The sequence below is a fragment of the Burkholderia semiarida genome, from assembly GCF_029268935.1.
GTDB lineage: Bacteria > Pseudomonadota > Gammaproteobacteria > Burkholderiales > Burkholderiaceae > Burkholderia > Burkholderia semiarida.
Genome location: NZ_JAHLCL010000007.1, coordinates 209570 through 220448, shown reverse-complemented (window position 1 = coordinate 220448; position 10879 = coordinate 209570). Strand labels below are relative to the sequence as shown.

Genomic DNA, 10879 nt, shown 5'->3' with positions numbered 1-10879 from the left:
GCGTCCCCTAGGGGATTCGAACCCCTGTACTCACCGTGAAAGGGTGATGTCCTAGGCCTCTAGACGAAGGGGACAACGTACTGCTTACATCCTTAACGAGAAAGCCCGTTCAAAAAACGCTTTTGAACGGGCTTCGTTCTGGCGGAGCGGACGGGGCTCGAACCCGCGACCCCCGGCGTGACAGGCCGGTATTCTAACCAACTGAACTACCGCTCCAGCTTTCTGCACTACCGCCTGCAGGATCTCGTCACGTTCCTGCGGGCGCTGCGACACTTCCATGAAACGCCGCTGAATCTGGCGTCCCCTAGGGGATTCGAACCCCTGTACTCACCGTGAAAGGGTGATGTCCTAGGCCTCTAGACGAAGGGGACAACGTACTGCTTACATCTTTAATACAAAAGCCCGCTCAAAAACGTCTTGAACGGGCTTCGTTCTGGCGGAGCGGACGGGACTCGAACCCGCGACCCCCGGCGTGACAGGCCGGTATTCTAACCGACTGAACTACCGCTCCAGCTTTCTTACCCAACCCGCGGGACGTCGGTTACGTTCCCGCAAGCCTCGCGACACTTCCATGAAACGCCGCTTAATCTGGCGTCCCCTAGGGGATTCGAACCCCTGTACTCACCGTGAAAGGGTGATGTCCTAGGCCTCTAGACGAAGGGGACAAAATCTTTTCAGATTTGTCTGACTTTCGCTATTTACTTTCAGTCAACAGCGAAGGCCGAAATTCTAACTGCTTTGAATTATTTTGTGAAGCATTTATTACTACCGCTGCTTCGCCAATCAATTCGGTTTGTTCTGATGGTGGAGGTAAGCGGGATCGAACCGCTGACCTCTTGCATGCCATGCAAGCGCTCTCCCAGCTGAGCTATACCCCCTTGCAGAACAGAAATGAGATTATATGGACCTACTTTGATCTTGTAAATACCCTTTTTGCGATTCGTGCGAAATTTTTTGCGAAGCTGCCGCGCGCTCACACGCAGACAGCTTCAATGACGCACGAACTCAGGCCAGCGCGGCCTCGATGCGCGACACCACGACGTCGCGCCCGAACAGCACGAGCACCGCGTCGATCGACGGCGTATGCGTCGTGCCCGCCACCAGCAGACGCACCGGCATCGCGAGCTGCGGCATCTTCAGCTTGTGCGCGGCGAGCGTCGCCTTCAGCGCGGCGGACACCGCCTCCTTCGTCCACTCGGCCGCCTTCAGCGCGGCGACGAGATCGGCCAGCGCCGGCCGTACCGCATCGGTCACGTGCTGCGCGAGCGCGTCCGCGTCGGGCGCCGGCACACGATAGAACATCGCCGCGCCTTCCGCGATCTCCTTGACCGTCGTCGCACGGTCCTTCATCAGGCCGACCACCGCATCGAGCGCCGGGCCCGTCGCGATCGCCGCGTCGTCGATGCCGAGCGCGTCGAGGAACGGCTTCGCGAGTTCCGCAAGGCGTGCGTTGTCCGCTTCCTTGATGTAGTGCGCGTTCAGCCAGCTCAGCTTGCTGTGGTCGTACTGCGCGGGCGACTTGCCGAGATGCTCGAGATCGAACCATTCGACGAACTGCTCGCGCGAGAAGATTTCCGCATCGCCGTGCGACCAGCCGAGACGCGCGAGATAGTTGACCACGGCTTCAGGCAGGAAGCCCGCATCGCGGTACGCCATCACGCTCATCGCGCCATGCCGCTTGCTCATCTTCTCGCCCTGCTCGTTCAGCACGGTCGGCAGGTGCGCATAGACGGGCGGCTCGCCGCCGAGCGCCTTCAGGATGTTGATCTGGCGCGGCGTGTTGTTCACGTGGTCGTCGCCACGGATCACGTGCGTGATGCCCATGTCCATGTCGTCCACCACCACGCAGAAGTTGTAGATCGGCGTGCCGTCCGGGCGCGCGATCACGAGGTCGTCGAGTTCCTCGTTCGAGATCTCGACACGCCCCTTCACCGCGTCGTCCCACACGACCGTACCCGTCAGCGGATTGCGAAAGCGCAGCACCGGCTTCACGCCGGCCGGCGGCTCCGGCAGCACCTTGCCGGGCTCCGGACGCCACGTACCGTCGTAGCGCGGCTTCAGGCCGGCCTCGCGCTGGCGTTCGCGCAGCGCGTCGAGTTCCTCGGCCGACATGTAGCACGGATACGCGAGGCCCTTCTCGAGCATCTGCGCGAGCACTTCGCGATAGCGGTCCATCCGCTGCATCTGGTAGATCGGACCTTCGTCAAAGTCCAGCCCGAGCCATTGCATCCCTTCGAGGATCGCATCGACCGCTTCCTGCGACGAGCGCTCGACGTCGGTATCCTCGATGCGCAGCACGAACGTGCCTTTCATCTTGCGGGCGAACGCCCACGGATAGAGTGCGGAGCGGATGTTGCCGAGGTGGATGAAGCCGGTGGGACTCGGCGCGAAGCGGGTACGGACAGGACGGGTCATAAACGGTAACTCGAACGCCTGGGGCGCATGAATGATTCGACGCGGGACGGTGGCGGCAGCCTGGACAGCAACGGAGCCGGCGACGCCCGGAACGGGAAAGAAGCCGGAATTATACTCGCGCCGGACATCGCGCCAAGCGCGCCGCTTGCTTTATGATGTGCGCGCCGCGGCCGCCAGCCGGCGCGGCGCCGGCCGCACGGAACCCGCCGCGCGGCCTCGGAAACCATCGCAGCCGCGGGCCGCATGACCCGCCGCGCCAAGCCGCCGGAGAACCATTCGATGTCGTCCCCTCGCCTGTCGCGCCGCCGCTTCACGATCGCGTGCGCGTCCGCCAGCCTCGCCGCCTGTACGTCCTTCGGCGACAAGTCCCGCCCCGGCACGGCATTGCCGCAGGAGAAGCCGGTGAAGATCGGCATCGCGCTCGGCGGCGGCGCCGCGCGCGGCTTCTCGCACATCGGCGTGCTGAAGGCGCTCGAGGCGCGCGGCATCCCGATCGAGATCGTCGCCGGAACGAGCGCGGGCTCGGTGGTCGGCGCGCTCTACGCGTCGGGCATGAACGCGCTGCAGATCAACAAGATCGCCCTCGACATGGACCAGGCGTCGATCAGCGACTGGGCGTTGCCGTTCCGCTCGCGCGGCCTGCTGCAAGGCGTGGCGCTGCAGAATTTCCTGAACAAGACGCTCAACAACCGGCCGATCGAGAAGATGGCGAAACCGCTCGGCATCGTCGCGACGGACCTGCAAAGCGGCCAGCCGATCCTGTTCCAGCAAGGCAACACGGGGCTCGCGGTGCGCGCGTCGTGCAGCGTGCCGTCGGTGTTCGAGCCGGTGAGGATCGGCAGCCGCGAATATGTGGACGGCGGCCTCGTGAGCCCGGTGCCCGCATCGTTCGCGCGCAAGATGGGCGCGAGCTTCGTGATCGCGGTCGACATCTCGGCCCGGCCCGACGGCGCGGCGACCAACAACCCGATCGAGATGCTGCTGCAGACCTTCACGATCATGGGCCAGACGATCAAGACCTACGAACTCGACAAGTACGCGGACGTCGTGATTCGCCCGAACCTCGCGGCGATGGGCGGCAGCGACTTCAACCAGCGCAACGCGGCGATCCTCGCGGGCGAGGAAGCAGTCGCGCGCATCATGCCGGAACTGCAGCGCAAGCTCGCGGCGGCACGTGGCGTGACTGCCGCCGCATAACACGGCGGGCGGGAGGCCGCGGCACGCGCGCCTGCCGGTGGCCGACGGAACGATTTCCGCCTCGTCCGTCGTCCGTGCCGGCCTCAAAACAAAAAACCCTGCCGCCTCCCGGCGACAGGGTTTTTTATTGTCCGGCCTGACCGACCGGCCAACGTCAGTTGCCGCCGTTCGCCGAATCGTCGCCGAGCGTCGCGCGCACGCGCTGACGCAGGTCTTCGGGCTTCATCGGGAATTCCGATTCGATCCGGCGCGCGCCGGTGAAACGCTTTTCCCAGTAGCCGCTGTCGAGATCGTCGACGCGGACGGTGCTGCCCGTCGACGGCGAATGCACGAACTTGTTGTCGCCGATGTAGATGCCGACGTGCGAGAACGTGCGGCGCATCGTGTTGAAGAACACGAGATCGCCCGGCTTCAGGTTGCTCATGCTCACCTTTTCGCCGACACGGCTCATTTCTTCCGCGCGACGCGGCAGCGACATGCCGAGCGTGTCCTGGAACACGTAGCGCACGAAACCGCTGCAGTCGAGGCCCGAATCCGGCGAGTTGCCGCCCCAGCGATACCGCACGCCGATCATGTTCAGCGCGCCGACCACCACGTCGCCTGCCTTGCCCGCCATGCCGGCAAGGAACGACTTCGCGCCGCCGCCGGACGGCTGCGCGCTGGTCTGCTGGAGGGAGGAACTCGACCCGATCTGAGTCGAATTGGTGACATTCTGGTTAAAACTGCTGACTTCGTCGGCGAACGCGCCGGGAGCTGCTGCGAACAGGGCGCCGATGAATAGCCCGGCGATGGTGCGCGCGCATGCCTGGGTCAGGGATCGATGCTGCATTGGTCGATGGAATGTGCTTAAAAATCAGCTGATTGGCGGAAAATTTCGGTCGATACTAGCCAGCGCGTAATCGTTTGTCAAAACAAATTAAAAAATACAATCGAGATGGTCAGACCATTGGACGCCTATCACGCTTTCCAGACCGCTTTCAACAGCTTTTGTGTGTAAGGATGTGACGGTCTCGTGAAGACGTCGGCCACCTCCCCCGACTCGACGACGGCGCCGTCCTGCATCACCGCGACGCGGTGCGCCATCGCGCCGATCACCTCCAGGTCGTGGCTGATGAAGACGTAGCCGAGGTTGTATTTCTGTTGCAAATTCGCGAGCAGCTTCAGCACCTGCTGCTGGATCGACACGTCGAGCGCCGAGGTCGGCTCGTCGAGGATCAGGATGCGCGGCTCCAGCACCAGCGCGCGCGCGATCGCGATCCGCTGGCGCTGGCCGCCCGAGAATTCGTGCGGATAACGGTGCAGCACCGTGCGGTCGAGGCCGACTTCGCGCAGCACCGCGAGCGATTTCGCGCGGCGCGCATCCGGCGTCATGTCCGGGCGGTGCAGCTCGAGCCCCTCGCCGACGATCCGCTCGATCGTGTGACGCGGCGAAAGCGAACTGAACGGATCCTGAAAGACCACCTGCATGTTCGAGCGCAGCGCGGTCTGCTCGCGGCCGCGATAGGTCGACAGCGCGCGTCCCTGGAATTCGATCTCGCCGCCGGCCGTCTTCTGCAGCCCGAGCAGCGCCATCGCGAGCGTCGACTTCCCCGATCCCGATTCGCCGACGATCCCGAGCGTTTCGCCCTGCCGCACCGACACCGACACGTCGGCCACGGCCGTCACCGGCACCGTGCCGAACCAACCCGCGAAGCCCGGCCGCTTGCGCGCGAACTGCACGCTCACGTGGCGCGCGTCGAGCACGACGGGCGCGATCGGCATCACCGGCGTGACCGCCCGCTGCGGCCGGCTGTTCAGCAGCCGCTGCGTATACGGATGCTCGGGCGCCGCGAAGATCCGCTCGACGGGCCCGCTCTCGACCAGCCGGCCGTGCTCCATCACCGCGACGCGCTGCGCGAAGTGCCGCACGAGATTCAGGTCGTGCGTGATCAGCAGGATCGCCATCCCGCGCTTTTCCGCTTCCTCGCGCTGCAGTTCCAGCAGCAGATCGACGATCTGCGCGCGGATCGTCACGTCGAGCGCGGTGGTCGGCTCGTCGGCGAGCAGCAGGCGCGGCCGGCACGCGAGCGCCATCGCGATCATCGCGCGCTGCCGCTGGCCGCCCGACAACTGGTGCGGGTAGCTGTCGACGCGCTTGTCCGGCTCCGCGATGCCGGTGCGCGCGAGCAGCGCGATCGCCCGCTTGCGCGCCTCCACGGCCGATACGCCGTCGTGCAGCACGATCGTCTCGCCGATCTGCACGCCGATCGTGTACAGCGGATTGAGCGCCGTCATCGGCTCCTGGAAGATCATCGCGATGTCCGAGCCGCGCAGCCCGCGCATCTCGCGCTCGCTCCTGGCCGCCAGATCCTGCCCCGCGAAGCGGATCGCGCCCGTGACCTCGGCGTCGCGCAGCAACCGCAGGATCGACAGCGCGGTCACGCTCTTGCCGGACCCCGACTCGCCGACGAGCGCGACGCGCTCGCCGCGCCCGATCGCGAGCGTCACGTCGTCGACCGCGACCGTGTCGCCGAAACGGACGTGCAGACGCTCGAGCGACAGCAGCGGCTCGTGTTGCGTCGATACGGTCGACTCGCTCATCGCTGCCCTCCCGCCGCGCGCACCGAATCGGCGATCCGCGTGTCGAGCGCGTTGCGCAGCGCATCGCCCATGAAGGTCAGCAGCAGCAGCGTCGCGACCAGCACGCCGAACGTCGACAGCGAGATCCACCACGCATCGAGATTGCCCTTGCCCTGCGCGAGCAGCTCGCCCAGGCTCGGCGTCGGCGGCGGTACGCCGAGGCCGAGGAAATCGAGGCTGGTGAGCGCGAGGATCGAGCCGCTCATCCGGAACGGCAGGAACGTGATCACCGGCGTCAGACTGTTCGGCAGCACGTGGCGCCAGATGATCTGCCAGTTCGTCAGCCCCATCGCGCGGGCCGCGCGCACGTAGTCCTGCGTGCGGTTGCGCAGGAATTCCGCGCGCACGTAGTCGGCGAGCCCGATCCAGCCGAACAGCGACAGCAGCACGATCAGCAGCAGGAAGCTCGGCTCGAAGATCGACGCGAAGATGATCAGCAGGTACAGCTCCGGCAGCGAGCTCCAGATCTCGATCAGCCGCTGCCCGACGATGTCGATGCGCCCGCCGAAGAAGCCCTGCACCGCGCCCGCGGCGATCCCGAGCAGCGTGCCGATCGCGGTCAGGATCAACCCGAACTCGACCGACACGCGGAACCCGTACACGAGCCGCGCGAGCAGGTCGCGGCCCTGCGCATCGGTGCCGAGCCAGTTCTCGCGCGACGGCGGCGCCGGATTCGGCACGTTCGAGAAGTAGTTCAGCGTGTCGTAGTAATAGCGGTTCGGCGGATAGACGACGAAGTTGCCGGGCGCCTCGAGCCGCTTGCGCACGTACGGATCGAGATAGTCGGCCGGCGTCGGGAAATCGCCGCCGAAGGTCGTCTCCGGGTACGCATGGAACATCGGGAAATAGGTCTGGCCGTCGTAGCGCACGACGAGCGGCTTGTCGTTCGACCACAGCGGCGCCGCAAGGCTCGCGGCAAAGGCCACGACGAAGATCACGAAGCTCCAGTAGCCGAGGCGCTGCTGCCTGAAGCGCTGCCACACGCGGCGCGCGGGCGACGGCGACACGCGCGCGCGCGCGGCATCGATGCGGGGGGATGCGACGGCCCGGTTCATCGCGCGCCTCGCCCGATGACGCCGGGCATGCGAACGGCTCGTTTCATGTCAGCGCTCCAGGTTGTCGAATTGAATGCGCGGATCGACCCACACATAGCAAAGATCGGAGATCAGCTTGGTCGCGAGCCCGATCAGCGTGAACAGGTACAGCGTGCCGAGCACGACCGGGTAATCGCGCCGCACGACCGACTCGTACGACAGCAGGCCCAGGCCGTCGAGCGAGAACAGCGTCTCGATCAGCAGGCTGCCGGTGAAGAACGCGCCGATGAACGCGGCCGGAAAGCCGACGATCAGCGGCAGCATCGCATTGCGGAACACGTGCTTCCACAGCACGCTGCGCTCGGAGAGCCCCTTCGCGCGCGCGGTCAGCACGTATTGCCGGCGGATCTGGTCGAGGAACGCGTTCTTCGTGAGCATCGTGACGACCGCGAAACTGCCGACGACCGACGCGGTGATCGGCAGCGCGATGTGCCACAGGTAGTCGAGCACCTTGCCGGCGAGCGACAGCTGCGCGAAGTTGTCCGACGTGAGGCCGCGCAGCGGAAAGAGCTGCCAGAACGAGCCGCCGCCGAACAGCACGAGCAGCAGCACGCCGAGCACGAAGCCCGGAATCGCGTACCCGACGAGCACGACGAGGCTCGTCGCGACGTCGAACGGCGAACCGTTGCGCACGGCCTTCGCGATGCCGAGCGGCACCGAGATCAGGTACGTGAGGAAGAACGTCCACAGCCCGATGCTGATCGACACGGGCAGCTTCTGCACGACCAACGCCCACACGCTCTGGTGGCGGAAGTAGCTGTCGCCCAGATCGAAGCGCGCGAAGCGCTTCAGCATCAGCCAGTAGCGTTCGAGCGGCGGCTTGTCGAAGCCGTACAGCGCCTTCAGTTGCGCGAGCTGCTGCGCGTCGACGCCGGTGTGCGCACGCATCCCGAACGGCGTCGCGCCCTGCTCCGTCGCGCCCTTGCGCAACTCCTGCACGGCCTGCTCGACCGGGCCGCCCGGCACGAACTGGATCACCGCGAACGTGAGCGTCAGCACGCCGACGAGCGTCGGGATCATCAGCAGCAGGCGTTTGAGGATGTAGCTCCACATAGGGCGTCGACTCGTGATCGGGTGGTGGGTTGGACGAAGGGCCGGCGCGGGTCAGTGATCGGGCTTCGCCCACCAGGTCGACACGACCCAGCCCTCGGCCGAATAGTACAGCGGCAGCGTCTGCGGATAGGCGAGCGTGCGCTTGTACGCGATGCGGTGCGTCGTGCTGTACCACTGCGGGACCGCGTAGTAGCCGTGCATCAGCACGCGGTCGAGCGCGTGCGTCGCGTCGAGCAGCTCCTCGCGCGTCTGCGCGGCGCCGAGCGCGTGCAGCAGCGCGTCGACGGCCGGCGATTTCAGCCCGATGAAGTTGTCGGAACCCGGCTCGTCGGCGAACTTGCTCGCGTAACGCGAGTACTGCTCGGCGCCCGGCACCTGCACGCCCGGCAGGCGGATCGTCGTCATGTCGTAGTCGAACGCATCGAGGCGCTTTTGCAGCAGCGCGTAATCGGCCGTGCGAAACCGCACGTCGATGCCGAGCTTCGCCAGGTTGCGCTGGTAGGCCGTCACGATGCCCTCCATCGCGCCGCCCGCGTCGTCGAGGATCTCGAACGCGAACGGCTCGCCCTTCGCATTGCGCAGCGCACCGTCGCGATAGGTCCAGCCGGCCTGCGCGAGCAGCGCACGCGCCTTCAGCAGGTTCGCGCGCAGCGAGCCCGGCGGGTTCGTGTCCGGCTGCGTGACCATCGGGCCGAACACGGCCGGATCGAGCTGCGCGCGCAGCGGCTCCAGCAGCTTCAGCTCGCCTTCGCCAGGCGTACCGGTCGCCTGCAGGTCGGTATCGGCGAAATAACTGTTGAGGCGCGTGTACGCGCTGTAGAACAGCTGGCGGTTCAGCCATTCGAAGTCGAACGCGAGGTCGAGCGCCTGGCGCACGCGCACATCGCGGAACAGCGGCCGGCGCAGGTTCATGAAGAAGCCCTGCATGCCGGCGCCGTTATGCTGGCGGAATTCGCGCTTGATCAGTTCGCCGCTGTCGAAGCGCTTGCCGACGTCGCGCCGCGCCCAGTTGCGCGCGATGTACTCGACGAGCACGTCGTATTCGCCAGCCTTGAACGCCTCGAGCCGCGCGACGCCGTCGCCGTACAGCTTGTAGACGATCCGCTCGAAGTTGTGGGTGCCGACCCGCACCGGCAGGTCGGCGCCCCAGTACGCGGGGTTGCGCCGGTAGGTGATCGTGCGGCCGTTGTCGTAATGGTCGATCACGTACGGGCCGCTGCCGATCGGCTGCTCGAACGCGAGCTGGTCGAACGGGATGCGCGAGCCGTCCGCGCGCAATCCCCACTTGCGCGAGAACACCGGCACGCCGCCGGCGATCAGCGGGAGCTCGCGATTCGCGCTGCGGAACTCGAAACGCACGGTCGCCGGATCGACGACCACGGCTTTCGCGATCTCCGCGAAATACGCGCCGAACTGCGGCGCGGCCTGCTTGCTCTTCAGCGTATCGAACGAAAACTTGACGTCGTCGGCGCTCACGCGATCGCCGTTCGAGAAGCGTGCGCGCGGATTCAGGTGGAACGTGACCGAACGGCGGTCCGGCGCGACGTCGATGTCGTCGGCCAACAGCCCGTATGCGGACGCCGGTTCGTCGGAGCTGCCCGTCGTGAGGCTCTCGAACAGCATGTCGATGCCGGGCGCGGCGTTGCCGCGCATCGTGAACGGATTGAACTTGTCGAACGACGTCAGCCGGTTCGGGTTCGCCAGCACCAGCGTGCCGCCCTTCGGCGCGTCGGGATTCACGTAGTCGAAATGCTTGAAGCCCGGCGGATACTTCGGCTCGCCGTACTGCGCAATCGCATAGGCCGCGTGCGCGGCCGGCGCGGCGAGCGCCGCGTGCAGCGCCAGCACCGCGGCCACGCGGCCGGCAGCCCGCAGCACGCCGAAGCGGGCGCGCGTGGCGGCGGCCCGGGGCGAACCCTTCGTCATAGAGGCCCTGTCGTCGAATGAGGGTAGTAACGTGGAGCGATTCTACCCATTCATCCGTCGAGCCAAAAGAAAACCGCCGACGCGGGCGGTCTTCTTCGCGAGCAGTTGTCGCGCACGCGGCACGCATGCGCGAGCCGCCCGTCAGCGCCAGCCGTTGTGGCGGCCGTGATCCCAGTGACCGCGATCGCCCCAGCCGCGACCATGGTGGCGATACCATTCGTCGCGGCCCCAGTAGCGGCGGCCGTCCCAGTAGCGGTCGCCGTGCCAGCCGATCACGATTGCCGGCGCCGGCCCGTACACGGGCGCCGGCGCATAGACCGGCGCCGGCTGGTAGACGACCGGCGGCGGAGGCGGCGGCGCATACACGGGCGCGGGCGCGACGTAGACCGGTGCCGGCACGCCGACGTTGATCCCGACATTGACTCCCGCCATTGCTGCGCCCGACACGAGCAAGGCCGTCATACCGGTCAGGAGCGAGGCAACACGCAAAGTCTTCATGGATTCCTCTTCTGGTTGTGTCATGTGTGATTCGACTATAGCGGCAAGCGCCGCGGCCGCATATTTCAAGTTTGTAA

Annotated in this window: 8 protein-coding genes and 6 tRNA genes; 1 reads left to right on the top strand and 13 read right to left on the bottom strand. The window is 66.1% G+C overall.

Annotation, left to right across the window (positions count from 1 at the left end; genetic code table 11):
* Nucleotide 1 precedes the first annotated feature (1 nt).
* The 7 genes from KPB06_RS13955 to gltX form a co-directional block, all read right to left on the bottom strand.
* Nucleotides 2-74: transfer RNA gene (locus KPB06_RS13955), tRNA-Glu, on the bottom strand.
* 65 nt (nt 75-139) lie between these two features.
* A tRNA-Asp gene (locus tag KPB06_RS13950) sits at nt 140-216 on the bottom strand.
* 79 nt (nt 217-295) lie between these two features.
* Nucleotides 296-371 (bottom strand) — tRNA-Glu (locus KPB06_RS13945).
* A gap of 63 nt (nt 372-434) precedes the next feature.
* A tRNA-Asp gene (locus tag KPB06_RS13940) sits at nt 435-511 on the bottom strand.
* Between the two features lie 78 nt (nt 512-589).
* Nucleotides 590-665, bottom strand: a tRNA-Glu gene (locus KPB06_RS13935).
* A gap of 137 nt (nt 666-802) precedes the next feature.
* Nucleotides 803-878, bottom strand: a tRNA-Ala gene (locus KPB06_RS13930).
* A gap of 127 nt (nt 879-1005) precedes the next feature.
* Nucleotides 1006-2415, bottom strand: a complete 1410-nt coding sequence (gene gltX, locus KPB06_RS13925) for a glutamate--tRNA ligase (RefSeq protein ID WP_059573668.1) — start codon at nt 2413-2415, stop codon at nt 1006-1008.
* Nucleotides 2416-2694: 279 nt separating this feature from the next.
* On the opposite strand from gltX, the gene KPB06_RS13920 reads away from it, so the two are divergent.
* A complete protein-coding gene (locus KPB06_RS13920; protein ID WP_059573727.1) occupies nt 2695-3612 on the top strand; it encodes a patatin-like phospholipase family protein in 918 nt (305 codons plus the stop codon).
* A gap of 154 nt (nt 3613-3766) precedes the next feature.
* Here KPB06_RS13920 and KPB06_RS13915 read toward each other — a convergent pair whose 3' ends face one another.
* From KPB06_RS13915 to KPB06_RS13890, 6 genes are all read right to left on the bottom strand, one after another.
* Nucleotides 3767-4441: a C40 family peptidase gene (locus KPB06_RS13915; RefSeq protein WP_059573667.1), complete on the bottom strand. Its 675-nt coding sequence runs from the start codon at nt 4439-4441 to the stop codon at nt 3767-3769.
* 128 nt (nt 4442-4569) lie between these two features.
* Nucleotides 4570-6192, bottom strand: a complete 1623-nt coding sequence (locus KPB06_RS13910) for an ABC transporter ATP-binding protein (RefSeq protein WP_059573666.1) — start codon at nt 6190-6192, stop codon at nt 4570-4572.
* On the bottom strand, nt 6189-7286 hold the full coding sequence (locus tag KPB06_RS13905) for an ABC transporter permease (RefSeq protein ID WP_059573665.1): 1098 nt from the start codon (nt 7284-7286) through the stop codon (nt 6189-6191). Before KPB06_RS13905 ends, KPB06_RS13910 begins: the two co-directional genes overlap by 4 nt.
* A gap of 48 nt (nt 7287-7334) precedes the next feature.
* Nucleotides 7335-8378: a microcin C ABC transporter permease YejB gene (locus tag KPB06_RS13900; RefSeq protein WP_059573664.1), complete on the bottom strand. Its 1044-nt coding sequence runs from the start codon at nt 8376-8378 to the stop codon at nt 7335-7337.
* 51 nt (nt 8379-8429) lie between these two features.
* A complete protein-coding gene (locus KPB06_RS13895) occupies nt 8430-10304 on the bottom strand; it encodes an extracellular solute-binding protein (protein WP_059573663.1) in 1875 nt (624 codons plus the stop codon).
* A 141-nt stretch (nt 10305-10445) separates the two neighbouring features.
* Nucleotides 10446-10802 carry a hypothetical protein gene (locus tag KPB06_RS13890; RefSeq protein WP_060310064.1) on the bottom strand — a complete coding sequence of 119 codons (357 nt, stop codon included), beginning with the start codon at nt 10800-10802 and terminating at the stop codon, nt 10446-10448.
* Nucleotides 10803-10879 lie beyond the last annotated feature (77 nt).

Excerpts from the sequence above, each read along its gene's own strand:
- KPB06_RS13900 (WP_059573664.1), bottom strand. The coding sequence starts at position 8,378 with ATGTGGAGCTACATCCTCAAACGCCTGCTGCTGATGATCCCGACGCTC.
- KPB06_RS13920 (WP_059573727.1), top strand. The coding sequence starts at position 2,695 with ATGTCGTCCCCTCGCCTGTCGCGCCGCCGCTTCACGATCGCGTGCGCG.
- gltX (WP_059573668.1), bottom strand. The coding sequence starts at position 2,415 with ATGACCCGTCCTGTCCGTACCCGCTTCGCGCCGAGTCCCACCGGCTTC.
- KPB06_RS13895 (WP_059573663.1), bottom strand. The coding sequence starts at position 10,304 with ATGACGAAGGGTTCGCCCCGGGCCGCCGCCACGCGCGCCCGCTTCGGC.
- KPB06_RS13890 (WP_060310064.1), bottom strand. The coding sequence starts at position 10,802 with ATGAAGACTTTGCGTGTTGCCTCGCTCCTGACCGGTATGACGGCCTTG.
- KPB06_RS13905 (WP_059573665.1), bottom strand. The coding sequence starts at position 7,286 with ATGAACCGGGCCGTCGCATCCCCCCGCATCGATGCCGCGCGCGCGCGC.
- KPB06_RS13910 (WP_059573666.1), bottom strand. The coding sequence starts at position 6,192 with ATGAGCGAGTCGACCGTATCGACGCAACACGAGCCGCTGCTGTCGCTC.
- KPB06_RS13915 (WP_059573667.1), bottom strand. The coding sequence starts at position 4,441 with ATGCAGCATCGATCCCTGACCCAGGCATGCGCGCGCACCATCGCCGGG.